This is a genomic window from Brevibacillus reuszeri, assembly GCF_001187725.1.
In the GTDB taxonomy this organism is placed as follows: domain Bacteria; phylum Bacillota; class Bacilli; order Brevibacillales; family Brevibacillaceae; genus Brevibacillus; species Brevibacillus reuszeri.
Window position 1 is genome coordinate 203,531 of sequence record NZ_LGIQ01000011.1, and the last position, 25,098, is coordinate 228,628.

General features: G+C 42.7%; 28 protein-coding genes and 1 pseudogene. 6 read left to right on the top strand and 23 right to left on the bottom strand.

The features are described 5' to 3' along the window. Positions 1 to 238 precede the first annotated feature (238 nt). Together ADS79_RS25720 and ADS79_RS25725 are read left to right on the top strand one after the other, a co-directional pair. Positions 239 to 745, top strand: a complete 507-nt coding sequence (locus ADS79_RS25720) for a YfbM family protein (RefSeq protein ID WP_049741318.1) — start codon at positions 239 to 241, stop codon at positions 743 to 745. A 15-nt stretch (positions 746 to 760) separates the two neighbouring features. Next, positions 761 to 1,279 (top strand): CbrC family protein, encoded by a 519-nt coding sequence (locus tag ADS79_RS25725; RefSeq protein WP_049741319.1) that lies wholly within the window; start codon positions 761 to 763, stop codon positions 1,277 to 1,279. 40 nt (positions 1,280 to 1,319) lie between these two features. Here the strand turns inward: ADS79_RS25725 and ADS79_RS25730 are convergent, their stop codons facing one another. Further along, the gene (locus ADS79_RS25730; protein ID WP_049741320.1) at positions 1,320 to 1,961 is read right to left on the bottom strand and encodes a class I SAM-dependent methyltransferase; all 642 of its coding nucleotides are present in this window, start codon (positions 1,959 to 1,961) and stop codon (positions 1,320 to 1,322) included. Positions 1,962 to 2,390: 429 nt separating this feature from the next. Between ADS79_RS25730 and ADS79_RS25735 the strand changes: the two genes are divergently transcribed. Beyond that, positions 2,391 to 2,591 (top strand): cold-shock protein, encoded by a 201-nt coding sequence (locus tag ADS79_RS25735; RefSeq protein WP_049741321.1) that lies wholly within the window; start codon positions 2,391 to 2,393, stop codon positions 2,589 to 2,591. A gap of 219 nt (positions 2,592 to 2,810) precedes the next feature. Here the strand turns inward: ADS79_RS25735 and ADS79_RS25740 are convergent, their stop codons facing one another. Then, the gene (locus ADS79_RS25740; protein ID WP_049741322.1) at positions 2,811 to 4,682 is read right to left on the bottom strand and encodes a leucine-rich repeat domain-containing protein; all 1,872 of its coding nucleotides are present in this window, start codon (positions 4,680 to 4,682) and stop codon (positions 2,811 to 2,813) included. 455 nt (positions 4,683 to 5,137) lie between these two features. Here ADS79_RS25740 and ADS79_RS25745 point away from each other — a divergent pair, with 455 nt between their 5' ends. Further along, the gene (locus ADS79_RS25745; protein WP_049741323.1) at positions 5,138 to 5,335 is read left to right on the top strand and encodes a hypothetical protein; all 198 of its coding nucleotides are present in this window, start codon (positions 5,138 to 5,140) and stop codon (positions 5,333 to 5,335) included. A gap of 151 nt (positions 5,336 to 5,486) precedes the next feature. Continuing rightward, positions 5,487 to 6,962 (top strand): RtcB family protein, encoded by a 1,476-nt coding sequence (locus ADS79_RS25750; RefSeq protein ID WP_049741324.1) that lies wholly within the window; start codon positions 5,487 to 5,489, stop codon positions 6,960 to 6,962. A 176-nt stretch (positions 6,963 to 7,138) separates the two neighbouring features. On the opposite strand, the gene ADS79_RS25755 is transcribed toward ADS79_RS25750, so the two are convergent. The 8 genes from ADS79_RS25755 to ADS79_RS25780 form a co-directional block, all read right to left on the bottom strand. Further along, positions 7,139 to 8,197, bottom strand: a complete 1,059-nt coding sequence (locus tag ADS79_RS25755; RefSeq protein WP_084766077.1) for a serine hydrolase domain-containing protein — start codon at positions 8,195 to 8,197, stop codon at positions 7,139 to 7,141. Then, positions 8,182 to 8,337: a hypothetical protein gene (locus ADS79_RS35360; RefSeq protein WP_161807317.1), complete on the bottom strand. Its 156-nt coding sequence runs from the start codon at positions 8,335 to 8,337 to the stop codon at positions 8,182 to 8,184. Before ADS79_RS35360 ends, ADS79_RS25755 begins: the two co-directional genes overlap by 16 nt. A gap of 141 nt (positions 8,338 to 8,478) precedes the next feature. Then, the gene (locus ADS79_RS25760) at positions 8,479 to 9,114 is read right to left on the bottom strand and encodes a hypothetical protein (RefSeq protein ID WP_049741326.1); all 636 of its coding nucleotides are present in this window, start codon (positions 9,112 to 9,114) and stop codon (positions 8,479 to 8,481) included. Between the two features lie 288 nt (positions 9,115 to 9,402). Then, positions 9,403 to 9,972, bottom strand: a complete 570-nt coding sequence (locus ADS79_RS25765) for a dihydrofolate reductase family protein (protein WP_049742132.1) — start codon at positions 9,970 to 9,972, stop codon at positions 9,403 to 9,405. 322 nt (positions 9,973 to 10,294) lie between these two features. Continuing rightward, the gene (locus ADS79_RS25770; RefSeq protein WP_049741327.1) at positions 10,295 to 11,266 is read right to left on the bottom strand and encodes an NAD(P)-dependent alcohol dehydrogenase; all 972 of its coding nucleotides are present in this window, start codon (positions 11,264 to 11,266) and stop codon (positions 10,295 to 10,297) included. Between the two features lie 356 nt (positions 11,267 to 11,622). Further along, on the bottom strand, positions 11,623 to 12,225 hold the full coding sequence (locus ADS79_RS25775) for a hypothetical protein (RefSeq protein WP_049741328.1): 603 nt from the start codon (positions 12,223 to 12,225) through the stop codon (positions 11,623 to 11,625). A gap of 229 nt (positions 12,226 to 12,454) precedes the next feature. After that, a complete protein-coding gene (locus ADS79_RS34625) occupies positions 12,455 to 12,658 on the bottom strand; it encodes a CPCC family cysteine-rich protein (protein WP_307725626.1) in 204 nt (67 codons plus the stop codon). Between the two features lie 33 nt (positions 12,659 to 12,691). Further along, positions 12,692 to 13,492: a GNAT family N-acetyltransferase gene (locus ADS79_RS25780; protein WP_049741329.1), complete on the bottom strand. Its 801-nt coding sequence runs from the start codon at positions 13,490 to 13,492 to the stop codon at positions 12,692 to 12,694. A gap of 486 nt (positions 13,493 to 13,978) precedes the next feature. Between ADS79_RS25780 and ADS79_RS25785 the strand changes: the two genes are divergently transcribed. Further along, entirely contained in the window at positions 13,979 to 14,557 is a 579-nt protein-coding gene (locus tag ADS79_RS25785; protein WP_049741330.1) for a hypothetical protein, read from the top strand. 337 nt (positions 14,558 to 14,894) lie between these two features. Here the strand turns inward: ADS79_RS25785 and ADS79_RS25790 are convergent, their stop codons facing one another. The 13 genes and pseudogenes from ADS79_RS25790 to ADS79_RS25845 all read right to left on the bottom strand — a co-directional run bounded on the left by ADS79_RS25790 (position 14,895) and on the right by ADS79_RS25845 (position 25,080). Next, positions 14,895 to 15,311 carry a VOC family protein gene (locus ADS79_RS25790; RefSeq protein ID WP_049741331.1) on the bottom strand — a complete coding sequence of 139 codons (417 nt, stop codon included), beginning with the start codon at positions 15,309 to 15,311 and terminating at the stop codon, positions 14,895 to 14,897. 207 nt (positions 15,312 to 15,518) lie between these two features. After that, the gene (lepB, locus tag ADS79_RS25795) at positions 15,519 to 16,034 is read right to left on the bottom strand and encodes a signal peptidase I (RefSeq protein WP_049741332.1); all 516 of its coding nucleotides are present in this window, start codon (positions 16,032 to 16,034) and stop codon (positions 15,519 to 15,521) included. A gap of 381 nt (positions 16,035 to 16,415) precedes the next feature. Beyond that, on the bottom strand, positions 16,416 to 16,877 hold the full coding sequence (locus ADS79_RS25800) for a hypothetical protein (RefSeq protein WP_049741333.1): 462 nt from the start codon (positions 16,875 to 16,877) through the stop codon (positions 16,416 to 16,418). Between the two features lie 171 nt (positions 16,878 to 17,048). Beyond that, positions 17,049 to 17,807 carry an SDR family NAD(P)-dependent oxidoreductase gene (locus ADS79_RS25805; RefSeq protein WP_049741334.1) on the bottom strand — a complete coding sequence of 253 codons (759 nt, stop codon included), beginning with the start codon at positions 17,805 to 17,807 and terminating at the stop codon, positions 17,049 to 17,051. A 31-nt stretch (positions 17,808 to 17,838) separates the two neighbouring features. Next, positions 17,839 to 19,188: an APC family permease gene (locus tag ADS79_RS25810; protein ID WP_236700105.1), complete on the bottom strand. Its 1,350-nt coding sequence runs from the start codon at positions 19,186 to 19,188 to the stop codon at positions 17,839 to 17,841. Between the two features lie 165 nt (positions 19,189 to 19,353). Beyond that, complete coding sequence (locus ADS79_RS25815) at positions 19,354 to 20,091, bottom strand: LytR/AlgR family response regulator transcription factor (protein WP_049741336.1); 738 nt, start codon at positions 20,089 to 20,091, stop codon at positions 19,354 to 19,356. A 17-nt stretch (positions 20,092 to 20,108) separates the two neighbouring features. Continuing rightward, positions 20,109 to 21,449, bottom strand: a complete 1,341-nt coding sequence (locus ADS79_RS25820; protein ID WP_049741337.1) for an ATP-binding protein — start codon at positions 21,447 to 21,449, stop codon at positions 20,109 to 20,111. A 561-nt stretch (positions 21,450 to 22,010) separates the two neighbouring features. After that, positions 22,011 to 22,511 carry a hypothetical protein gene (locus ADS79_RS25825; protein ID WP_049741338.1) on the bottom strand — a complete coding sequence of 167 codons (501 nt, stop codon included), beginning with the start codon at positions 22,509 to 22,511 and terminating at the stop codon, positions 22,011 to 22,013. A gap of 268 nt (positions 22,512 to 22,779) precedes the next feature. Continuing rightward, positions 22,780 to 22,986: a tyrosine-type recombinase/integrase gene (locus ADS79_RS34630; protein WP_236700106.1), complete on the bottom strand. Its 207-nt coding sequence runs from the start codon at positions 22,984 to 22,986 to the stop codon at positions 22,780 to 22,782. Continuing rightward, a complete protein-coding gene (locus ADS79_RS25830; RefSeq protein WP_049742133.1) occupies positions 22,934 to 23,353 on the bottom strand; it encodes a ribosomal maturation YjgA family protein in 420 nt (139 codons plus the stop codon). Before ADS79_RS25830 ends, ADS79_RS34630 begins: the two co-directional genes overlap by 53 nt. 182 nt (positions 23,354 to 23,535) lie before the next feature. Then, positions 23,536 to 24,045, bottom strand: a complete 510-nt coding sequence (locus tag ADS79_RS25835; RefSeq protein ID WP_049741339.1) for a GNAT family N-acetyltransferase — start codon at positions 24,043 to 24,045, stop codon at positions 23,536 to 23,538. 235 nt (positions 24,046 to 24,280) lie between these two features. Beyond that, positions 24,281 to 24,706, bottom strand: a pseudogene (locus ADS79_RS25840) (DinB family protein); the annotation flags it as partial. 50 nt (positions 24,707 to 24,756) lie between these two features. After that, positions 24,757 to 25,080 carry a MazG nucleotide pyrophosphohydrolase domain-containing protein gene (locus ADS79_RS25845; protein ID WP_049741341.1) on the bottom strand — a complete coding sequence of 108 codons (324 nt, stop codon included), beginning with the start codon at positions 25,078 to 25,080 and terminating at the stop codon, positions 24,757 to 24,759. Positions 25,081 to 25,098 lie beyond the last annotated feature (18 nt).

Sequence of the window (25,098 nt, forward strand, 5' to 3'; positions counted from 1 at the left end):
AGAAATGTCCTTTTGGTTACCTGATAGGCTGCATCCTGTCACTGTGATCAAAAGGACTTTTCCTTTTATGACCCTGGTGAGAAGGAAAGACAACGGACGAAAGGAGCTACTCCCCTGAGGAGAGATCCATGCTTGGCGCCATGTATTCTCCCGCCACTTCTTCTATTTCCATTCTAATGGATATGGTAGACTATTATCTAAACAGCGCCTTGGATAATGAAAATAGGAAAGTGGGTTGATGGGAATGATTGCGTGCTATATGTCTTTAACAGATGAAATAGCAGACCAAATAGCTGGATTAGGTACGCTAGAAGAAGTAATCGAGCAAATTGAGGATCTTTCCGTGCGAGATCTGTGCCCACTGTATGAGATGGACAAACTATGGGATGGTCTGCATTATCTGCTGACTGGGAACCCTGCAAGTGAACCGATTGAGAATCATCCACTTAGTGAAGCGATTGTAGGCGTCCATGATTTATTTGCGGAAGATGGTGGTTTTATTAGTGCGATTGGTTGTGATGAATTAGGAAAAATTATTACTGAATTGAAACAGGTTGATAGACAGGCACTGAAAAACCAATTTTCCATTGCTAGCTTTCAAAAGGCAAAAATATATCCTAACATCTGGGAAGAAAGTAAACGAGAAGAATTGGCAACAGAGCTTCTCAGAGAATTGGAAGGTTTGCTTCGGTTCTATGAGGAAAGCGAGCAGGCCCATAGAGATGTTCTCATTAGCATTTACTGAGTAGGAGGACAACATATGAACGATAATCGAACCCATTTTAAGTATAGCCCGAATATTAGAGAAATTGGTGTGCTGGAAGATGGAGAAGGTGTTTGCGATTGCTGTGGAAAGACCGCTTCTCCTTACTATACGAGCATGTATTGTATTGAAAACATCAATTGTCTTTGTCTGTCCTGTATTGCGAGTGGCGAAGCAGCGAAAAAATTTGATGGCGACTTCATTCAAGGTGCGGAAAATCATAAAGTTTCCGATCCGGAGAAGCACAAGGAGTTATTCGAGCGGACTCCTGGATATCTAAGCTGGCAAGGCGAGTACTGGCTAGCTTGCTGCGACGATTTTTGCGCATATCTTGGTGATGTTGGAACAGCAGAACTGGAAGAAATGGACATCGCAGATGCAGTGATTGCAGAATATGAGGAGCGAGATGAATATGCCGATATTAGAGGGTATCTGCAGAAAGGTGGTTCGCTGGCAGGTTATCTGTTCCAATGTCTGCGTTGCCAAAAATATCATATCTGGGTCGATGCGGATTAATAATAGGAGAAGGGGCCCTTCACTTTTTTCATTATTCTTATCAACGAAGTGCGTTTTTCGTATTCACTCTTAGCAATCCTTTGTTTGGCGACGCCCACACCAAATGAACGGTATTAAATTTGTAGCGTTCCATATGATGTATATGAATCGGGGAATGCTGAAAAATATTGATCATATTACGATCCAGATGGCAGCCGACAACGCGTAGGAATACCGGCTTGATGATCTTTTGGGTGCTTCCAATCAATCGGTTTGAACTAAGTCCATGCTCCATTAACAAAATTTGACCGTCCGGCTTGCACCACCTGTTAAAGGATTCCAACAAACGAACAGGATGTTCGTAACCGCAAAAGGAAAATGTCGAGACGATGGTATCAAATGCGTTTTCAGGAAACGAAATAGATTCAATATCGGATTGAATGAATGTGGCCCGAACATTGCTAGCCGTGGCGGACTCTTTTGCCTTGGATAACATAGCACCGCTGAAATCGACAGCAGTCACATCTACATTTTTTGGGTAAAAGTAAAAATTCGCTCCGGCACCTACAGCTACCTCAAGAACCTTCCCCTTTGCACTCCCGATCAATTTTTCCCGCCATTTCTTTTCCGACTGCTTTTTCCTTCTCATTTCGTAAATTTTGGATTGATGATCAAATTTACTGATGAGTTTCTCCTTGTCCATAGTCCCCTCCTCCAATAAGAGATGATCAGACATTATGTGACAGCGCAACGTAATCAAGCTTTCTCAAATCAATTCTCATCTTTTCTGAATTGCGAATGAACGCATCTGAGTATCCTACGTCGAACAGTATACTCTTATCTTCCTATTCGATCAAATAAGAAACAGCTGGCTCACCAACAAAGTAGCGGTCGATGTAGGTGTTATTATCAGCACAGTTTCGTAACATTTATGTGATGATCATGTTTGCTTTCAGATACCCGTTTGACAAACAACTCAAATAAATTGCTATCTGTTCGATTTCCTGTTATTCTAATAAAGAATTATTTTTGTTCGGAGTGAAGGATAGCATAGGTAAAACTTTTCGTCTTGATGATCCTGAGAGCAAGGATAGTAACACATGTGTGGTTATCACACTAGGAGGCAATAACAATGGAACAAGGTACAGTAAAATGGTTTAACGCAGAAAAAGGTTTTGGATTTATCGAACGCGAAGGCGGAGCAGATGTATTTGTTCATTTCTCAGCTATTCAAGGCGATGGCTTCAAATCCCTTGACGAAGGTCAAAGAGTTACTTTTGACGTAGAACAAGGTCAACGTGGACCCCAAGCTACTAACGTTCAAAAAGCTTAATAATGACAACAAATATAAACAGACTCTTTTTTAAGAGTCTGTTTTTTATTATCCGGAAAAACAAAATTAAAACCCTACTCAAGCAAATGAGTAGGGAAATGGTACAGGTACAGAAAATGGTAGAGTCAGTATAACATAGTACACTTGGAATCCCCAAAATTTTATAATTTCAAAAACAACGACTAGATCGATGGCATTTATGATCAAGCTCCCGTTACCTCAATAAATCAAAATCCCCTTGCCAAGAACAGATTTGTTTTGCACTTGATTCCCCAAAATATAGAGCTTCTTTAAATTGGGCAGCTTCAGTAAAGGCTCTATATTTGAAATCGCGTTATTTTCCAAATGAAGCTCCTCAATTTGCTGCCAATTTTTCATAAAACTTAATACCCCAAGCGAGGTGTCCTGCATCGTAAAAGAACGCAGAGCCGTAAAATTAGTAAAGTAAGGCATCAGCTTATCTGTTTCATGCAGCCAGTCTCCATTGCCTATGCGAAAAGATGGCTTATTCAGCGATAAATGTTCCAGCGTATTATTCGCAAAAGGCTTCTCACTATTTAATTGAAACGAACATTTATTGCAATTTAACGTTTTTACATGCTGCAAATCGAATAATGCACTCGTTTCACTGTAAAAGGACGTCTCATCCAAATTCAATGTTTTCAAATTCGGTAGACGGTTTAAAGAACGAATGCCTACAAATTCTCCATGCTCCATCACTGAAAGCTGTTCCAACTGGGGAAATTTCACTAAATCTGCCCCATCCAGATTATCAAACGACCCGCGTATGTAAACCGTTAAAGATTTTAAAGCGGGTGCCTGTAACTTTGGCAAGAATGAGTCTTTTAATTCCGCTCGTTTTAAATTTGACGCTTTGATCGGTGATACAGTGCCACCGAAACCCGGAATTGACAATTCAGTCAGTGAAGGCAAGCTATTCACAACCTCAACAGAATCCACTTGATAGAGAGAAGCTAACCGCAGCTTCGTCAGTGATGGCTTATTTCTCAGGGGTTCTAAATTCGTAATGTCAACATTTTCAAGATCAAGCGACTGCAGGTTGGGCATATTTTGTACAAAATCAAGTGTTTTTAAATTTCTCAACAATGTAAGCTTTAACTTTTGCAATTGACTTAGAGCATAAAACGAACTGAAATCTGTCGCATCACTATTATCGATTGTTAATGACGTTAAACCAGTTAATGAAGATAGCCACTTCAAATCATTAACCATTGTTAAAGACAATGATTTTAATGATGACAGCTGATTCAGGATATGGAAATCGGTAACAGACTCATCCACATATGAAATTTCAAGCGACTGCAGATTCGGGAACTGTAATAATAAAGCCATTTCCTCATTACTTCGAATTTGTGTGGAAAGTTCTACGATATTCGCTTTATCGCCAAAATAATGTGCAAACGAACTAAATGATTCGTTAAAGCTGCCTTTATAGCTTTTCAACCCTTGTAAATGTCGAAAGCTAATTCGGTCACTTTTTGAAATGTAGTATTCATTCATCAGCTTTAACACGGATAGCCCGCTAAATGCCTCAAAGTCTTTTTGTTCGATTCTTTGTGTATTCAATAGCTTATCCGTAATCACATAGTTGGAGATTTTAGTTTGCTCATTCGTAAACGGATCATCAAAGCTGTAGCCTATGTGCCACTGATCGTTATCACGATAAACAGACAAATAGCGAATTGTTGCGATTTCCTCTTCTGTTGGCATCGCTGCCCCTTTATTAAAAATATCCTTTAGGAAAAATAGGAGAACTTCGCTTTCAGGCATCGTTCGAACAGGCACCTCATTTTGGATGCTGTACTCTGATTGATTGTTGGCCAAAAAGAAAAATCCAGCTAACATACAAATGATGATGAGCGGCAAAAGAAGGAGCTTTGCGTTCGATTTTGGTCGTGCCTGTGCAGGGGCAGTTCCGTAATAATTATTAATCGTCTGGTCAACATAATAGACGTTATTCTCCTTCAACAATAATTCAGTTCCACAATACAGGCATTTGATCTTCTTCTTCCCTTCTTTATATTCAACGTCCCCCTGACAATTGGGACAACTTAATTTAATGAATTCCACTGGACGCCCTCCTACTATCCTTATCTCTGAAAGCTAATTCGCTTGTTTTTAAAATCATATCACGAATTGGAGAATATTGGGTGGGTTGCGGAAGATGTTAATTATGAAAATCATTAAGATTCAGCAGGACTGGGCCGTGCCGAAGTGCTCCCAGCAACGATTCTTGAACAAGCAGTCAGCTATTTACTCTCGTTTAACTGAAAGTGGAGTTGCATGTTGACGAGGTCTATCGGCGAAAAGTAAGAAGAACCCTTTCGCCCAGCTCCTTCTTACGATGATCATACAGTCGCCAAAGAACCCCAATCGTAACTGTTGACTTCAAATCCCTCGCCGCTTCGCTTTAGTGTTGGGTAATGATGGGCCGGTAATTTGATATTTTTGTCAATAATGATTGACAGTAAAAATTACCCAATAGTACTATAGGTACCAAGAAACGAAAGGAGGAGGAGACGAACATGCTCGCTTACGAGAAGAAGCACTGGATGCTAATACTGGGAAACCTGCATGTGCTACCGGATCGATTCCGCAATCGGTCGACTGAGCACCTGTTCGGCAAGCTCCAACTCCATAATGATGACTTTTACGCGATGTATCAACGGATAATTGTGTTGTTCACAGGTCTCTGCCCCCGCATCCTACTACGTTGCGGATAATGCCCTGCGATAACACGATCGTTCAAAGCGTAAAGGCTGCTATCAAGGCGGCCTTTCTTCATGCCCTAGTGAAGAAAGGAGCGTTGAAGCGGCTTTTTCTATTCATAAACAAAGAACATCTGTCCCTAAACCAAACAAAGGTGGTTTTATATTGAGAGAAACTCCGGTTAAATATTTCATTAATACGGACGTGAAAGTAGAAAACAATGCTGTAGAGGAGCTTCATCGGCTTTTAGAGGTGAATGAAACGATTGAAACACTGCAAAAGCATTCGCCGGGTTATTTTGACGATTCTGATGCCGGAGTTCTTGAGGTTGCCATTACGCCTGATTTTCATAAAGGGAGTGGCATTCCCGTCGGAACAACGTTGTTTACGCGCGGGTTTGTGCTGCCGCAAGCGATTGGCAACGATATTAACTGCGGTATGCGTCTTTATGTCACCGACCTAAGCGAGGAACAGATTCGAACACATTTGGATGCCATTGAGCGTAATGTTCGTCATGTATTTTTCGAAGGGGCCCGCAATATTCCAATGACACGCCGTATGCGCGAAAAAATGTTCAAAGAAGGCTTGATCGGTATACTAGACAGTCACAAAGAAGCTCGTGGCGAGGGGATTTGGCATTATTACAACGAGAAGCAGCAAGAGCTGGATCTGAATCATGTCAATAAAATGGGTTCATTTATAGCGGAATCCACGATTGGGCTTGATGATTTTCTCGGTCCTGCCGAGCTCTCCAGAGATGCGCAAATCGGCTCTCTTGGCGGAGGCAACCATTTTTTCGAAATCCAAGTGGTTCAAAAAGTGCATCAAGGTTCAATCGCTGGTCAGTGGGGGTTGAAGGAGGGGCAAGTCGTCCTTATGATTCACACCGGCTCGGTTTCGATCGGCTACCACAGTGGCGCATGGATTAAAGAGATGCTGAAACAGATGTACCCGGCTTCATTGAAACATCCGGGTAACGGGATGTACCCTCTTCCGCTTTCGGAGCGTTTTGAACCGCAGTGGAACATGTTTTGGAATCTCCTTCACAATGCGGCGAACTTTGCATTTGCCAATCGATTGATGTTGGGGCTGATGATGTACAAGTCGATTTCGGATGTGCTGGGCGATTTTGAACACAAGCTGTTGTACGATGCCCCCCATAACTATTTATGGGAAGAGCAGTTGGAGCAAGTGGGCGGATTTCTGCATCGCAAAGGATCGTGTACGGCAAAATCTGCCGTGCAAATGATGGGCACGCCGTTTCAATATACGGGCGAACCCGTGTTCATCCCCGGCTCCATGGGGTCGCACAGCTTTATTTTGGCGGGACTCGGTAATCGGGAAAGCTTATTTAGCGCCAGCCATGGCGCAGGTCGTGCACTTTCGCGCGGCGACGCTGTTAAAGTGGACGATGCCAAGTTTCGCGAGTTTCTGGCCCAATTCAGAGTCATCAATCCGATTGATCCCAAGCGGACGAACTTGCGCGGACGGAGCGATATTTTGAAAAAGTGGGAAGAAGAATTGAAGAAAGAAGCGCCTTACGCCTATAAAGATATTACACCGGTTATTCAGTCGCATGTCGATCATGGCATGGCTACGATTGTGGCCGAAGTGGCGCCGATTGCAACCGTGAAAGGGTAAGGAACATAATTCCATAAAAGAACTGTTATGAATTGAACTAATTTTAGCATGCGATGTTGCTACTGTTCAGTCATAATGAAATTTTAGACCGGAACCCCTTATCGTATAAGGAGTACCGGTCTTTTTAGTCACCAGATATTTGAAAATTAATTCTAGACTATACGTCAGAATGAAGCCTACTTTTTCACTACCATTTCGTACAGGGTATCAATCAGTGCTTCCTCCACGTTGTTGAAAGAGCCCCGCGTGCCATCCGATGCATTCGAGCCATTTGTCACGAAAATAATGCCAAAGTCTTCTTCACGGCTAAAGTACAAGCCTGAGTAAAGCCCATAAGCGCTGCCACCGTGACCAAACATCCGTTTCGTTGGAATAAAATCATCTGTAATATGGAACTGCAAACCGATCGCATGGAAGCCCTGATCATTTCCCTCTTGCTCCCATTGTGTGGAGAGCATGAGCTCAACGGTTTCTGGCTGCAAGATGCTTGTTCCGTTGAAGCTGCCACCTTGCATAAATGCCAGCATAAATTTGCTTAACTCTCGCGCGTTCGTGCGAAGCCCCCCTTGCGGTCCAAAGAGGGAACCATTTGTTCCTGGTGCAACATTTGACCAATCAATCGGCTCTGGCATCACGCCTTTGCAATCATCGACACCCGAGATAAATTGCCCTTCCTGCAAACTATAGATAACACCAAGCCTATTGATATCGGCCAGTGCCTGCACATTGAAGTCAGATACGGTCATTCCGAGAGGTCGAAGAATGTGATCTCGGCAATACTCATCAAAACTCTCTCCAGACAGTCTCTCTACCAAAGCTGCAACGATCATAGAGCCGAGGTTGGAATAGGCAAAGCAGCGTGGATCACCGGGCTTGAACGAACTCCATAAGCTTTCTACATACAAGGAGCCGTATGGTACGAGCAGATCCTCCATGGTCGGTGGGTCTGATTTGCGAGATGCTTTCGAGAAGACCACATAGCGTTCGCCACCTGTCTCATCCTCGTTTAAGCTCGTTGTATGTGTCAACAGCTGGCGGAACGTTATGGGAACATCAGGGTGATGTGGATTGCGGAAGGTGAAGCCCAAGTAATCACTTACGTCATCATCCAGTTGAAACTTTCCCTGTTCATACTGCTGCATCAACGAAGTGGCGACAAACAGCTTGGATATGGAAGCGATACGGAAAACGCTGTCCTCCGTTACGACAATCTCTCTATCTAGATCAGACCATATTCATTGGACCAAACGACTTGGTTTTCTTTCACGACGGCTGCCGAAACACCGACTATCTGAAAGGTCTCCATTAATGCGACTATTTTCTTGTCCACTTCCCTAGCCAGTTCTGGTGCAGGTGGTTGCTTCCAAATACTCATCTCGTAAAACTCCCCCTTCAGTATCTTTTCCCTTTATTTATCCTGCCCGTTTGGCAGAACGAGGCAGCCCATCGAATCACCTGTTGCCTCGTCTTAGTTACTCATTTACCTATCGTACAGATAACGAAGTCAAGAACTTTTTCAAAAGACAACTCCCAGTTTCGAGAGAACCCGATCCATTTCATGAAAATGTTGTTCGTCACTTGAAGCATACATCAAAATACTATCGTCCTTATTCATTACCACAATTACGCTGTCATCGTAATTCCCATAAAATTCGATGCCAATCCAATGCCGAAAGGAAACACCTTTGTATTTAAAATGTTCACGAATAAACTCCAAGCCGGTTTGTTCTATGGAATAGAACGATTCACAGCCGTATTCAAGAGCGAACACGGTTTGCAAATAGGCCATCGCAAGAAAAAAATCGGTCAATGTTTCAAATTCCTTTTTCCATTCTTTTTCATCGTAACTCATATAGACAGGGGGATTGGTCCTGGATATATCGTTCTTATGAATCCCCCAAACACAGACACGCTGATTCTCGCAATAAAAAATTAAATACTCGCTATGTTTGAAGTATTGGAATTGATCGGGCTTAATCAAACGATCCTGTGTATGATTCAGCCGCTCGTCTTTTCCAAGTTCCAAATAATAATCTATAAACACCTGGGGCAATTCACCAAAAATATTTTTAACAGTTTGTATCTCGTCATGACTGAACCCGTTTCGTTTTGTAATACGAAACAGTTTTTTAATCATTGTAAAATCAGTCATCCGCATCACACCTTATCCTTGTATCATTTTCCATCGATTGACTTAAGTATATTTCAAGTCAGCCTCCTTATCCATAATTCGGACCGTTCTGCGGGAAACTACTAACTCCGAATCAGTTGCTTTTTTGCAATTCTGTTGTTAACAAAGGCTGCCAGTATTAACATCGGCAGCCTTTGTTTGTGTTTGTACCGATATTGAACCCGTTAGTTGAGTAACGAAAAAAACGGCTGCCATCGCAAGCAACCGTTATTAAACTATGGAATCCCGTTAGCGTAACACCTTATACGGCTATTTCTCCAACTCATAGCGGGCCGCGATAATGCCCGACTTGAGCGTTCGGCTGGACAGAAGCTTAAGCCTGATTTTCTCGCCGCCGCCATCGAATAAAGATTTTCCGCCGCCCAGGACGACCGGACAAATTGTAAGCAGGAATTCGTCGATCAGGCCGAGCTTAAGCAGCGTCTTCGCCGCTCCCGGGCTGCCGAAGATAACGAGATTTTTGCCGGGCTGCTCCTTAAGTACCTTGATTTCCTCTGCGATGTTGTCCTTGATCAGCATCGTATTGTTCCATTCCACCTTGTCCATCGTGCCGGAAATGACGATCTTCTTAACATCCTGCAGCCATTTGGCATGCTCGATATCGTGCCTCGACGCATTCGGATTGTCCAGCTCCGTGGGCCAGTAGCTCTCCATCATGCGATACGTCGTGCGTCCGTAAACGGGAGCTCCGACTTCGGATACGATCTCCTCGGCGTATTTCTCTAATTCCTCGTTGTACGGAATCCAATCGAGACCTCCGTTCGAATCCGACGCATACCCGTCCAGCGACACATGCATGAACAATACGAGTTTTCTCATGTCCGTTTCTCCTCCAATTTCGAATTTATTTTGTTCGATTTTTTTGGCCGTTTGCCCGCGTTTCATCCTGCTGTTACGTTCATGATAAATCATTACGTTGCGTAAGGTTCAAGTGGAAATCTGGATTTTTTTGAAGACAACAATGTTGCGCAAAACTGCCATTTAGTTCATCGGGAGCGTTTGCCCCTATAAGTACCGCCTATGATTCTTTGCCTTCGATTTCGATACACATTAATTTTAATATTTACTAATACTTTTCAATGAAAAAAAAGTGAATCCAAGCATCTGTAGAATGCTTGGATTCGCTTCTCCCTATCGCTTCCTATATACCTTGTTGGACGGTTAACACCACATTGCCTTTCTTGTGGCCCTGCTCCACATAGCGATGGGCCTCCGCCGCTTGCTCTAGTGGATAGACGCGGTCGATAATTGAACGCAGCCTGCCTGCCTCGATCAGCCCCTTAAGAAATCTCAAATCTTCCGCGTTTCCCCTCATTGTTCCACCGATCACCTTCTTACCGCTCGTCAAGTTGATCCATAACCCGCGAACGACCGACAGAGGGCTAAAATGTACTGCTCGCAGGTAATAGCCGTTTGGTGTCAGACGCTCGACGCAAGCCATGAACGGACTCTTTCCAACCGTATCGAAAATGATATCGTAGGCCGTAGCGTCATCCGCGAAGTTCTCTTCTGTATAATCGATGACTCGGTCGGCGCCCAGCGATCTTACTAATTCCAGATTCGATGTGCTGCATACCCCGGTCACTTCTGCACCGAAATGCTTGGCGAGTTGCACCGCATACGTCCCAACACTGCCGGAAGCGCCGTAGACGAGCACGCGCCTGCTACGCTGGATATTGCCCTTTCGGAGAAATTGCAAGGCAGTAAAGGCACCAACCGGAACTGCGGCCGCCTCCGCGAACGTCATGTTTGTCGGCTTCAGCGTGACGCTGCCGTTCTCAGGTAGGCATCTATATTCGGCATACGCGCCGAAGCCCATTCCGCAGGCAGCATAGACGGCATCCCCCGATTTAAACCGAGTAACGCCACTGCCCGTTGATTCGACCACACCCGCTAATTCGAATCCGAGAATCTTGATTCGCCTCGGCCTCCACAGACCATTGAACAGCCGCGCCAAGAAAGGATCTGCCTTGCGTAAGCGCCAATCCCCCGCTGCAACAGTTGCAGCATAGACTTTTATCAATATCTCGTCGTCCTTCGGTAGTGGTTTGGCGACATCCTGGAGCTGTAGTACATCTGGCGGCCCGTACCGCTCATATACGATCGCTTTCATCCCTTTCCCCTCCAGTCAATCTTCGCTATTTTCCCATTCTATTCGCTGTAATTAGATTAAAGTTCAGCGGAATACGCTGATTCCCACAAAAGAACGGGCAGCATCTGCAACGGATACCGCAACCCCAGGATTGACAGTGCCCAAAAGGCGACAAGCATGCATTGTACCACCCCTTCCATTAGCTCCCATGATTCTGATCGTACGACATAAACAAGAAAGGTCAGCCTAAAGGTTGACCTTTCTTGTTTAAAAAATGATATTCACAGGCATTTTCAGAATCGCTTATAGGATGTCCTTACCTTCCTGGATATTTTCTATTCTATTAGCACAGAACTTATTACATATCCTTAATTCATTTAATCAGTAATTTTTTTGAGCTCAAAAATAGTTGCCTCTGATAACAAGATAAGCCTATCGTTATTAACAACAAAAAAACTTAAACCTACAGGTATGCTCATTTTTGTAGAAGGGTCACTTATATCTATTACTTTTACTACATCATTTATATTTAAGTCTGGGATATCTATTTTATATAATCTATAAAAAGAGTCAGAGTTATAGCATGTCGCTGTAATCTCATATAATGGATTTTTTAGTTCATATTGATATTTCTTATAGTTTTTAAGTCCTTTTGATGAATAAAAGTCTTTTTTGATTATAATTTCATCTCCAATAAATTTTTGCCCGGTTGGATATTCAGAAGCATCATTATATGAATTTGCAAATCCTAAAAGCTTCTCAACTTTCCAAGTTCCATAGAAATATTTTTCAGTTTCACTATCCAAATTTATATTTTCTGCATTAAGACAATATTCGGATGTGTTTTTTGGAATAATAGACTCATCCGTTTCAGGTTTAGGCTCCCTAGAAGTATTTGGATTTGATGTCATTTCAACTTTTCCACAAGCCGATGCTAGCATCAACATGATCATGATACAAACCAACAATATTTTTTTCATATTTCACACTCTTTTTTATTTTTTTGATTGTGTCACAATCTCTTCATCAGATAACCGACAGAATGGAATGTCATGCCGATGACGGCATCGACGCTTCCCAAGCAGGCTGCCGCGTTTTAGTTATTTATTAAGCTATAGTACCCGTTAGTACAACACAGTCGTTACTCTTTTACTCCCGAGGTAAATTATTTTCGGGATACTCTTCTTTGTACGGTTCTCTAACCGAATCTTAAAATTTTCTCTCACATGCCCCGAAATCCCTGTAATTCTCCCTTGCTTGGCTCAACGATATATGGTTTGCGCCGATGTTTATTTCAGGCATATCATGAGCCACTTCGTCATACTGCCAAAAACATACTTCACAGATTTCAAAAAGAGCCTCTTCTTTGCTACCGAAAGTAAAATAGTCGCAACAAGGACAGTGCACTCTCACTATTTTATTAAGCCCCCTTATCAGTTACCTGGCTTATACTGAAAAGCTATTGCACTTGTATTGATGAACCTGCTGGAATCCAAGTCGTTGTGCCAATTTTTTTGACGCTTTATTATCCAATGAACAATCCCAGTAAGGAGTAAAGCTATTTGTAAGTATATCCTCCACTAGTAGAGTTGCTAGATGAGTTCCTACTCCCTTATTCTGATAATGAGGGAGGGTTTCAATTCCGATTGCATGCGTGTCTTCTGTAACAAAACTAGAATAACTCAGACCAATGATTTCCAATCCTTCCACTGCAGCAAAGCCGTATCCTCTTTGCAAAAAGTCATCTTTCGTTGACCAAAATAGATGGATATGCTCTTTCAAAAATTCTAAATTAATTAACTCTTGATTCTCCCATTCATCTAATTTTAGATTGATTATTTTTAACCCCTTAGTGCTTGACACAAAAGGCTTATAAAATAACTTGAATACCATTTGTTCAAATTGATGAAGGTTCCTAGAGGCAAAAATTGATTCCATATCCCAATTATTGTGGTGACCTGAAACTTCAAAATGGTCCAAACTAAGTTCTCTCATCCTCGGTGCAATGCTACTGGAAATAAAATCATCCAACGTATTGATAAATTCTTGATTAGTATGGTCACCAATTAGATAAAAGCCTTGAATACCTTTACTCCATACTAAAGCGCTCCTTGGTTGTGCACTTTGATCAGCAAATATCCAACCAGGATTATTACCTTCGATAATTGAAAGAATTTCTGGATGTAGATAACCACCGTCAAGTAGTGGTTTTACTTTATAAAAAGCCTCCTGTTGCAATTCATACATATAATGTTCCCCCCTTATTTCCCGTGCAGTTACAAAGTTCTTTAATGGCAATTTTATTCGAAAACGATATCCAAATAAGTATAAAATGCATACCCATAAATTGGTAGGTATAGTTCTTGCGTATCGAAAGGTTACTGCCCATTAGTTTAGCGAAGGCTGCCGGTGTTGTTCAGTAATAATAAAGTATTAGACCAGCACTCCTTATCTATCAAGGAATCCCGGTCATTTTAATCGCCTAGCTACTAATAAATAGTTTTAGACTCGATGTCGTATTGTATTGTTGCATAAGATAAATTCGAATAATAAAGTTGTAGACTGCCTTATTGAACTAACGAGCCCGATAGTTAAATAACAACTTTAAATTGTGCTACGGTTCTCCGCTGCTCGTGCTCTGGTAAAGCGGCTTGAGGAAAGGGAATAATCGAATTAATGTTGAACTACATAACTTAATAAATTATCAATGAATATATAAATGAGGTTGGCAAAATGAATAAAGATAGAAACTGGACAGTTTTATTTATTGGTGGAGCATCCGGAATAGGTAAATCAAGTATTGCTTATGAAATTGCTCGATTTTATGGTGTGAATGTCTTGGAAGTAGATGATGTTCACCTATCCGTAAAAACAGTTACAACAAAGGAGCATTTTCCTGCAATTCATTATTATGATTCCGGTATAAATTGGCAAGATGTTGGAATCGAAGGCAATGTAAAATGGCTGATTGATGTAAGCAAAGAAATGGCTCCAGTATTAAAAGAACTTGCAAACAGGCATATAGAAGATAAATTACCTATCATTATTGAAGGCGATTTTATCTATCCCGAATTTACAGTATCTTTCGATAACCCGGAGGTAAAATCAATATTTGTACAGGAATCAGCCAAAAATCAAATATTACAGAATTATTTATCAAGAGAAGGTGGCGAATTACAACAATATAGATCTGAAATAAGTATTTCGTATGGAGATTGGATAGCAGATACCTGTAGGCAGAATGGGATTGAATTGATTGAATCAAGACCTTGGAATACTGCTTTAAGCAGAGCCGTAAAGTGTTTATTGTAATGTAAAAACTTAGTCTACATAGGTGATGTAAAGCGGATACCTCATGTGTGAAGTATCCGCTTGCCTTATGTATCAAATTATTACACTGTAATGTTCCAGTCGTTCAAATTTATTGCTATTTCAACTCTCCGCTGCCCGTTAGCGTAGAAAAGGCAGCCCGTCGTTAAGGCAGCCTTTATGTTCGGATTGTGGAACTATCGAACCCGTTACTTCAAGTGCATTTCTTCACAAACATAATACGATGCGACTGCTTTTATTAAACAATCGCACCCGGTAGTAAAGTAACTTTATTTGGCTTTCTGTTTAAACACTCGTCAAGAAATGGCGAATCGGGTTTTCAGCCTTGCGGCATTTTGCTCATTTTCATATACAACACGTTCCACCGATGACCGTCCGGATCTGCAAAACCACATCCGTACATCCAGCCACCCTTTTCGCCCGGCTTGCTGAATACAGTGCCGCCGGCACGTTCGGCTTTCAAGGCGAACTCATCAACTTCTTCCCTGGAGTTCGCCCCCAGAGATAATAACACTTCAGTGCCCTTCCACGAATCCGCAACCGCATTACCAGCAAAACCGCGGAACGCGGATTCCGGGAAGAGCATCAAAACAACCTGATTGTCGCCGACGATCAAGCTGAATGAGCCATCTTGACTCGCATACTGCTCATTCAACCGGAAACCGAGCTGGGTATAAAACGCCTTTGCCCTTTCTGGTTCTCGCACTGGCAGGTTCAACCATAATTCTTTCGACATATCTAACAACCTCCTGATATAGAGATGCAGTAATCCCTCACCCCCATATAAATTAAATGCTTAGTATAATCTTCCCTTCTAGTTTGGAAATAAATCCTTCTTCAACTATCCTACCCTATAGCTGAACAGGCTGCCGATCATGCCGGCAGCCTTGCGTCTTTGTGCTATCGACCCCGTTAGCGGAGCAAAACTAAGAAAGAAAAATGCTTACCTTAAATCCCTCTTATCAATTAAATGTGTAGGAATAGTTAGAATTGCCTTCCCTATTACCTTCTCTTTATCTACAAAAGGAGTAGTCCACAAATGTGAGTCGAAACTTTCATTGCGGTTGTCCCCTAAAAAAAAGTATTTGTTTTCGGGGACGGTAATCGGACCATATTCATAACGAATTGGCTCATTTAAGTAAGTTTCTGATAATTTTACACCGTTACGAATCAGTGACCCGTTCTTAATTTCAATTACATCGCCAGGAAGTCCTATGAGCCTTTTTACATACCTTTCATGAACTTTCTCGGGTACGGGTGGGTAAAATACGACAATATCACCAAACTTATATTCATCCATCTTTATTATTTTTTCAACAATTAATCGGTCATTAATTTGAATGGTTGGAAGCATCGAACCGGTCGGAACAACCATAGCTTCTGCGACAAATGTTCTAATCGTAAGTGAAGCAACGATTGCAATTAGTAAGCTTGGTCCCCATTCTTTAATTATTTTCATGAATTAATCTCTCCATTACAATGATGTCATTACTCTTTTATTACGATGATTAAATGAAATTGGTTACATTAAACTGCCCTTAGCTTAACGAGGCTGCCGGATAAACTACAGCAGCCTCTGATGTATTTGCTAAGCTATCGAACCAGTTAGTGGAACGATAAAAAATGGCTACCGATATAAGTTATTCGTAGTTCTTACTATCGAGTAGACGTATGAGGACGTGCTATTTGATGATTTCGAGCTTATCGCCCGGCAGGACTTGTAACTGCGGAAGAACGGCATCTTTGAAAAGTAGGTTCAGATAACCACCCAATATCTGAATTATTTTCAATCATTAGAACAGAATATCTTTCATTTTTTTGCTTGGCTATGCTCGTCCCGTCAATCAGAAACTCCAAAATGTAAAAGAAACAATCTCTTATTAGAATAAAAAATATAATCATCCCAAATACCTTCATACCAGAAATTAGGCTGACATTCCACTTTATATACCGTTAGGTGCCCCTCAAAAAAATCTGATAATAAAGTAATAAAACCGTTTATGCAATGCTTTTGCTCAAACTTTACGGATGAATCAGATTGGTGATAAGGATACCCAATTTCAAAGAACCATTCATCACATGTTTTCTCTAATTTTGCTTTCCAGTCGTCAAGTGGTATCAATCGTACTTCACCTAAGTTTTTATCACCCTCTAGAATAAAGGTATATTTAAAAGCATTAAGAATATCATCATGATACTCCAGTTCATTCCATTCAAATGTATATTCATGATTTGTATGGAGATTTAATAGGGCGAAAGCTTGCAGAAAACCATTTATTTGGGCTAGCTTGATTTTATCCATTCCATCCCCACCCCATCAGATAGTATCGATACTTAATGTATACCATAGTATTCCAACATATAGTGCCAGTAACTAACAATCCTGCCTGTTAGTTTAGAAAACAGCAGCCAATTACAGTGGCTGCTGTTCTACGTGTGGATTATGCTATTGATACCTATTACATATGTCAGACTACTTCGCTGATAAACCGCCATCCACCACGACGGCACTGCCTGTCATGGCAGATGATTCGTCGGAAGCCAGGAACAATGCTACATTCGCGATTTCAATCGGTTGGATTGTACGCCCGATCGGTTGAATATCATGGATACTCTTCAGCACATGGTCACGCCCGCCAAACAAATCGGCATGGGCGTCATTGAAGGTCGTATCTACCCACCCTGGGCAAATGCAGTTCACTCGTACATTCTCTGTCGCAAAATCCAGCGCCATTTGCTTGGTGAGCATATGAATAGCACCTTTGGATGTTACATAGGCAGACAAGCGCGGCTCTGCGACAAAGCTGTTGGCGGAGGCCATATTTACCACGGAGCCTCCCCCTGCCTCAATCATTTCTGGCAGGAAGTATTTTGAAGTGAGATACATGGATTTCACATTGACTTCCATCGTGCGATCCCACACTTCTTCCTCCGTTTCGACGACAGAGCCGGGGATGTTGATCGCCGCGTTATTACACAGTATCGTAGGAACCCCGTAGTTTTCCTTGGCAAAAGCCAAGAGTGCCTCCACTTCCGACGCTTTGGATACGTCAGCCTGAAAAAACACGGCGGTGCCGCCCTTCCTCGTGATAGCTGCTACCACTTCTTCCCCTACACTACTAACGTCGGTCGCCACTACACGGGCTCCCTCTTCCGCAAATCTGTGGGCAATGGCTGCTCCGATACCACGTGCCGCTCCTGTTACGACTGCAATTTTGTTTTGTAAACGCATCAATGTGTACCTCCTCGTACTGTATTTTCCTTTACATGTCTTTGAGAACAGGGGCTACTTTTCGATAGCCATTGGACTTCACGTAGCCGACGATGACTCCGATCAGCACCCACGCGAATCCTACAGTGAAAGTCATACGGTCAAAGCCGGACCAGACGTATCCTGTAATGAGAAGCCCGATGAAGGGAGTTAGCGCGTAGATGAGGAACCCCTTTACTCCACGTCGCTTCTTCTTGCCGTAGAAATAGACAATGATAGTGACATTCAACATCATAAAGGCCGTGATCGCCCCAAATGTCACGAACTTGTACAACGTCTCTATCGAGAGGCAAAACGTCACCACGATGGAAAGCAGCGCACAGAAGATCGTGGCATTCACAGGCGTTTGAAATTTGGGATGGATTTTCGCCAGCACCTGCGCAAAAGGCAGCAGATTTTCCCGGCTCATCGAATAGAGCACTCGCGCTGTCGCCGACTGTACATTCAGCGTGACCGCAATCCCTACGGCAATCACATTGATCAGAATCAAAATTGTGTAGAAAACAGGTCCTCCCGCTTCTCGTGCGATTTCGAAAAAGCCCATGTCCGGGTTCAATGTCTCATACTTCGGATGAATCAAGGCAGCCATGTACACTTGAATGAAAAACAGTATGCCGCTGAGCAAAATGGATAAAACCGTTGCCTTACCGACCGTCTTCACCGGATCGCGAGCTTCTTCGGCCAGTGTGCTTATGCCATCAAAGCCTAGAAAACCGAGTACGGCAATCGATGTCGCTGTCGCGATAAAGCCAAAGTCTACATGGTCTGCCTGAAAAAGTGGCGCCAGACTTAATCCTCCCATACCGTTTCCATCCACCAGCACAAACTTGACAGCGAACCCCAGGAACACGACCAAGGTGATGATTTGCATCCAGAACATCAGAAGATTAGCCCGGGCTGTCATCGTAATCCCTCTGACATTGATCAATGTGTTGCAGACTACGAAAATGAGTGTCCAGACGAAAGCAGGCACCTGTGGCAGAATCCCTGCCATCCACACACCAGCAAAGGCATATAACAACGCTGGACACAGGATGTAGTCTGCCAGGATCAGCCATCCTGCGATAAAGCCCACATGCGGATTCATTCCGCGGCTCACGTAAGAATAAACGGAGCCAGCATACGGAAACTCCTTGCTCATGTGGCTGTAGCTGAATGCCGTGAACATCAAGGCGATGACTCCGATACAGTAGACAAGCGGTACCATGCCAAAGCTCTGCTGTGCGACGGCTCCATAGACTTGCATCGGCGCAAGCGGAGCCATGAAGACCATGCCGTAGATGACCAGATCCTTAAACGTAAGTGTTCGCCTTAATTCTTGTTTGTACTGACTGCTGTCCAAGTCGAACTCCCCCTTTATGCTAAGAAATAAGAAGTAGTACTTTTCTCATCTTAGCTCTCTATCAGAAAATTTCGAAATGGATTCAGTCGAGACAGGAGCCCTTTTGTCTGTACGGACTGATCTTGACAACCAAAAACAGCGAGCCATGAAGACACGCTTCCTTTTCTATAACCACTTCTTTAGATTGTTCCAGTAAGAGACGATATCCTGTTTCTTTTCCTCCGCGATAAGAGCATGTTTGCCTTCCTTCCCCTTCTGAAAGTAAATACTGCTGCCCTCGATATGGCTGATTTTCTTCAGATTCACCAGAAAGGACCGATGAGTCAGGTAAAAATTGCAATCTTGCAAGTAGCTTTCATACACCTTGATCGGTATTTTCGTTTCATAAACTTCATTTAGGGTGTGCACGAAAATTGTCCGATTGATCGATTCGATATACAGAATTTCCTCCGGGGTCATCTGATGAATCTCTTCGCAAAAAATAGGGACAAAAAGACCACCCGCCTCCATAAACCTTTGGTAGGCAATATGGTTCTGCAGTTTTTCGATGGCTTGTCTAAGACGTTTTTCGGTATATGGCTTCTCAACGATATCCACAATCCCCAGATCATAAGTGACACTAGCATGCGGAGCCATTCCAGTAATAAGGATGGTAGGAAGATTCACCCCTCTCAACTTCAAGATGGAGTAGCTCTCCAGTCCCCCTCTGCCCTCTCCCAGATGGATGTCTATGATCATCGCTGATAGATTCCGCGTAAGCGTCGCCAAGGAGATGAGCTCATCTCCGGTACTAGCCTTGCCGACAATCCGTATATGCTGAAACGGGGCTAGGTACTCCTCTAACAACTCCTGCTGCAGCTCATCATCTTCTGCAATTAACACGTCAATCTGCTGCTTTCGCATATACCCCACTTCCCCCGTTATTGTCTATCCGCGATTGATAGTAGTATGGAAAAGCATGTTTTTCCCCTTGCGGATGTGATGTACATTTCCCCCGCGTATTTATCGACGACTCCTCGGACGATATCAAGACCGTATCCGCGTGCTTTCCCCGTGTCGGTTTCTTTTGTAGTGAAACCAGCCTCCGTGAGCTTGTTTATAACCTCAGGGGCTAGCGTTGGCCCTGTATTTTCCACCATGAATTGATAGGTATTACCCACTTTTTGCATCGTAAGGGAAATCCTTTTTTCCCCCCTCTTATCTTCATCGGCAGCCTCGATTGCATTGTCAAGAAGATTGGAGAGAATCTTGATCAAATCGGAGGAAAGAACGCCAGCGAAGGTCTCATCCGGCGGAATATGAAAGTCCATCTCGATGTTTTTGCACCGCGCATTCTCCGCTTTGGAATGCAGCAGCACCAACAATGCAGGGTTGGCTACCTGCTCCGACAGCGTGACAGCCTGTATATCAGCCTGCAATCCTCGCAAATACTCCTGAGCTCGGTCCACCTTTTTTAATTCCAAGAGACCAAAAAGAACCTGCAAGTGATTGGCAAAATCGTGCCTGATCGACTGAATAGATGTGAGAATGGCACGGAATTCCCGCTGGAAGGTTTGCTCGGAATCACCGACAGCCCTTAGCGTCTCTCGCTGATACCACCTGCGTATCAACGTATAGCTGACCACGATTAATATCAAAACAACCAGATTGGCCGCAAAGTGAAAAAGGCTGTTATGCAAAGCATTCGCTTCAATTTGCTCCAGCAATTCTACGCCGATGTCAATGCCCACAATCCCGACCAGTTGACCCGATGCATTGACCAAAGGTGCACCTGCTGTCATGTAGACACCGTATTTGGGGTCGTGAATAATACCCGTATGAAACGTGTCGCCTTGATAAGCTGGCTGAACTTCATCCATGGTCAGCGTACACAGTTCTCCAATGTATGTCTGGGCGCTATCTCGCGGCGACAGCCCATTGATCATGACACGGCTGTTTCCCTGTGCATCCATAATGACAAGATACACATGCTTCGCACCGATTTTTATCCGATAATCATTAAGGAATTGATGCAATGCGATATAGTCTGTACTTTCTTCCGTCGGCTTCTGCAAAAATCTTTCAAAGCCGGGTACATCAACTTCCCGTGCGATATCGGCCGCAGTCTTCATGCTCTGAGTCGAAATCGCTATTTCTACGGTGCGAATCGTACTATCGTAGCTTAGTAAAATATTCGTAAACATGAAACCTAGGCTCAAAATGATCGCGACGATTAGAATGATTCTGACCTTGTTTTTGGTTCGCGCATAGATTGCTATCATAGAGGACAGTACCTTTCCGAACAGTCATAGCAAGTGTCAATTTTCCTCATTCTATCATGAAAAGAACAGGAATGACCGGGAGATAATCGGAAATATCTGAAATCAGGTGCAATCGTGACACCGATGGCATTAGCCACCTCAAAGCGCTCCGGCCGGATTACCTCTGATACTCCCTGTAGCCTCTTATTCTTTAAAGTACACATGAGGCTTACCACCTTCCCCACGCTATCCTGTCCATAGTTATAAAACGGCAGCCATTTGTGAAGGCTGCCGTTTTTCATGTGTATGAAGCTCTTGACCCCGTTGCAAATGCAACTTGATTTGCGTGCATAATCAGTTGATGCTAACTCAGAGAAACACGGAGTTGACATTCTCTTTATGTTTATAGATGCTTTTATTCAGGCTTCTAGGCTTTTGTCGGTTGTGCGGAAAGACCCATTATATCTGTGGAACCAAATAATAGTAATGCCACTAAAATAATAATGAGTATGATTTCCGAGAAAGCTTCTCCATCAAAATTTATCATTACGAATTCACCCTTTTCATTTCTTAAAATGCTCATCATTTGTCCATTTTCTTTTTAAGCGCATGAATAATATCATCCACGGTCATATTTCCATTTTCATTCAGGAATTTCAGCATATTATCTACATTTTCATTGCCCACATCGCCCAGTGTAATGTACTTTCCTGTTAAGCTGACAATCATCGTGGCTTGTCTAAACAATTGAACAGCATCTACTCTTAACTTACCAGTTAAAAGAAGAACTGCCACAAGAAATTCTAAATTATTGCCGTTCAAGCAATGTGAAATTGATGAACCATTGGTTGTCTGTTTCTTCTTTCCATTATTTGATGAACCATTGGTTGTCTGTTTCTTTTTTTCATTATTTGATGAACGATTATTGTTTGACTGTTTCTTTTTTCCATTATTTGATGAACGATTATTGTTTGACTGTTTCCTTTTTCCATTATTTGATGAACGATTATTGTTTGACTGTTTCTTTTCTGCATGATTTGATGAATTTTGTGATGGCGGATTATTTTCTTGAAAGGAATCCATTTATTCTTCCTCCCACCTAGCATCGTAATCACTTATACATATCGGTGTGAGGTGAGTCTGTAAACTATGATTTTGCAAGTTTCACCCTTTAGTACAAGACAAATCCAGCAAGTATTCACACTGACTTTTTCATACAACATTTGTATTCAAAGTACCGATTTATTGTGCTTGGTAAAATTTTATGAATGCATTAAACGGCCCTTTAGTTCAGCCGGAGCCACTATCTTTAAAAGTACCAGTTATATAATTCCCGTCGACGTTCCCCACGTTATTGAGCGTAGATGTGCGCTGTTGAAACCTTATCGTGACCCAGCATACTCTGAATAAAATCTAACGAGGCACCATTTTCAAGTAAGTGACAAGCATACGTGTAACGGTACCGATGAGGATAAACGCTTCTTTTTAATCGGACATCGCCAAAATCATGAGCGTTTACGCCAAGGCCATGCCAGGTCGAGCAGGGAAGAGGCAGCAATTCCCGCAGTGTACCGCACGAGGTCCGCCGCCAAAAAGCCTTTTCCTAATACCAACGCCCCAAGGGTTGTGTTCCGGAGGTAATTGATCCAACCGGCCTGATACAATTGGCTGCCCTCGATTGCAAAGCAAAAAGCGACGCTGCACCACAGCGCGAAAGAAATCTTTTTATGCGCAAAATAAGTGCGAAAGCCAAAGTAAATCATGCACGCCCATAATGCATCACCAAAATGCTCAGCTACAAAGACAGGCAATACATTGGCGAACGCTCTGGACCCTAAGCCCAAAGCCATGGCAGCAAAAACGGCCACGATATAGACGCCCCTGGCCCTCCATAGATGCGTGGAGCGTTCGTTACATGTGCTCATAGATATCGCCCAATCAGCACTTCCATTCGGCTTTGTGCATACACCATCAATCTTCCTCTTTTCTTTATTATTCTTTTGATTAAGGTAATTTCTGAAAAGCAAGCTGACATAGAGTCCTTTGGAAAGAGAATATGAAAAAACAAGCCTACCCCTTCTCATCCACGGGATAGACTTGAATTAAACTATTTCACCAAAGCCCAGTAAATCATCTCGTCATCTCTTCCTACTTCTTTAAAATCCATTTTTTCTAACACTTTTGCGGAATCGATATTCGCAAGCAAGCATCTAGCTGTAATTTTGTTAACCTCAGGCTGTGAGAACGCCCAATCCACTAACCCTTGAGCCGCTTCAATCCCATACCCTTTTTTTCGAGCAGAAGCAACAATTCCATAACCAATATCTACTTCTCCAGCTTCATTTGGTCGTCCTTTGAAGCCGGCATCACCGATGATACTCAACGTATCTTTTCGAATAATCATCCATGACTCGAATCCGGTCGGTTCGTCTACCAAATCTAGCGCTGCCACTATTTTGGGGATTGTCTCCAAAGTGTCCTCATCAGGAAAGCCATCTCCGAAACTGAGTCCCATCTTGACTAATTCCTCATCGTCCCCTTGTAAAATCGAGGTGGCCATCGTTTTTGTAAATGGAAGTAACAGGAGTCTGTTTGTTTGTATACGTTTCTCATTCATTTGTAACTACGTCCTTTTTTCAAGATTGGCAATGGATTAGACTTTATCGTCTTCTCTGAAAGGTTCTTATTCCTACACCTCGAGTTTCGTCTAATTCTAATTGCTTACCATTGCACATCTTTATACATAGTTACTCTTTGACACATCTTTCATTTTATCAAAAAAGGATGCAAATGAAAATTTTTATCATCATAAACAGACCAAACTGAGTCGATCCTGGCTGCAGGAGAATCCTTTAGTCGAACAATCCCCTACGAAGTAGATTCGCTGTGATCGGTTCTCGCCCAATTTCTCTCGCCCATACAGACAACTGACCAATGTGATGTATTTCGTGAGCAATGACGTGACGCATGATTTCTCCATGCTTATATGTTATCCATTCACCATTATCCCGTAGAATAGTCAGCTCATTACGTTCCATCTCTGATGTCCATGACGTAACAAATGGCTCCACTTCTGCATGAAGCTGTATTGATAAATCTCGCACCTGCCTCAGACTTCTGTGCGCCTCGAAGGGCTCTTGTTCAAATGCTGCCTTTCCTTGCAATACGCTGTTAATCCAACTATATTCCCAATAAGTGATGTGAAACAGTGTTTTTAAGATTCCGCCAACACCGCCAATTCGAGCTTTAAGCAATTCATCTTCAGGTACGTCTTCACACCAAGCCTATTCTATCCTCTTACTTTTCACGGACACCTTTTTACGTATCGCTATAATTGATTCGAATAACGCTCCATCAGTTTTGTTTTATGCGAATTAAAGATGTCCTCAAGTGGGATATCGTACTTGTTTGCAATTACAATAAGATTACCAAGAACATCGCCAAGCTCCCCCACTAACTCTTGTTTCAATTCTTCTGCTGTCCCGACAGTTTCATCCGGGCGGTCTCTTCCTATTTCTAACGCTCTGATCGCTCTTGCTACCTCGCCTGTTTCTTCTGCGAGAAATCCGATACGCATAAAGATATCAAGTTTAGACCAGCCTCTTGTTTCATAATATTCTTTTACCCAACTTTGAAATTCTGTAAGATCCACAGTCATTCCCTCCCATTC

Coding starts and splice junctions, on each gene's coding strand:
- ADS79_RS25720 (WP_049741318.1), top strand. CDS start 239: ATGGGAATGATTGCGTGCTATATGTCTTTAACAGATGAAATAGCAGAC.
- ADS79_RS25725 (WP_049741319.1), top strand. CDS start 761: ATGAACGATAATCGAACCCATTTTAAGTATAGCCCGAATATTAGAGAA.
- ADS79_RS25730 (WP_049741320.1), bottom strand. CDS start 1,961: ATGGACAAGGAGAAACTCATCAGTAAATTTGATCATCAATCCAAAATT.
- ADS79_RS25735 (WP_049741321.1), top strand. CDS start 2,391: ATGGAACAAGGTACAGTAAAATGGTTTAACGCAGAAAAAGGTTTTGGA.
- ADS79_RS25745 (WP_049741323.1), top strand. CDS start 5,138: ATGCTCGCTTACGAGAAGAAGCACTGGATGCTAATACTGGGAAACCTG.
- ADS79_RS35360 (WP_161807317.1), bottom strand. CDS start 8,337: ATGAGTATTTGGAAGCAACCACCTGCACCAGAACTGGCTAGGGAAGTG.
- ADS79_RS25760 (WP_049741326.1), bottom strand. CDS start 9,114: ATGACTGATTTTACAATGATTAAAAAACTGTTTCGTATTACAAAACGA.
- ADS79_RS25765 (WP_049742132.1), bottom strand. CDS start 9,972: ATGAGAAAACTCGTATTGTTCATGCATGTGTCGCTGGACGGGTATGCG.
- ADS79_RS25770 (WP_049741327.1), bottom strand. CDS start 11,266: ATGAAAGCGATCGTATATGAGCGGTACGGGCCGCCAGATGTACTACAG.
- ADS79_RS25775 (WP_049741328.1), bottom strand. CDS start 12,225: ATGAAAAAAATATTGTTGGTTTGTATCATGATCATGTTGATGCTAGCA.
- ADS79_RS25780 (WP_049741329.1), bottom strand. CDS start 13,492: ATGTATGAATTGCAACAGGAGGCTTTTTATAAAGTAAAACCACTACTT.
- ADS79_RS25785 (WP_049741330.1), top strand. CDS start 13,979: ATGAATAAAGATAGAAACTGGACAGTTTTATTTATTGGTGGAGCATCC.
- ADS79_RS25790 (WP_049741331.1), bottom strand. CDS start 15,311: ATGTCGAAAGAATTATGGTTGAACCTGCCAGTGCGAGAACCAGAAAGG.
- lepB (WP_049741332.1), bottom strand. CDS start 16,034: ATGAAAATAATTAAAGAATGGGGACCAAGCTTACTAATTGCAATCGTT.
- ADS79_RS25800 (WP_049741333.1), bottom strand. CDS start 16,877: ATGGATAAAATCAAGCTAGCCCAAATAAATGGTTTTCTGCAAGCTTTC.
- ADS79_RS25805 (WP_049741334.1), bottom strand. CDS start 17,807: ATGCGTTTACAAAACAAAATTGCAGTCGTAACAGGAGCGGCACGTGGT.
- ADS79_RS25815 (WP_049741336.1), bottom strand. CDS start 20,091: ATGCGAAAGCAGCAGATTGACGTGTTAATTGCAGAAGATGATGAGCTG.
- ADS79_RS25820 (WP_049741337.1), bottom strand. CDS start 21,449: ATGATAGCAATCTATGCGCGAACCAAAAACAAGGTCAGAATCATTCTA.
- ADS79_RS25825 (WP_049741338.1), bottom strand. CDS start 22,511: ATGGATTCCTTTCAAGAAAATAATCCGCCATCACAAAATTCATCAAAT.
- ADS79_RS25830 (WP_049742133.1), bottom strand. CDS start 23,353: ATGAGCACATGTAACGAACGCTCCACGCATCTATGGAGGGCCAGGGGC.
- ADS79_RS25835 (WP_049741339.1), bottom strand. CDS start 24,045: ATGAATGAGAAACGTATACAAACAAACAGACTCCTGTTACTTCCATTT.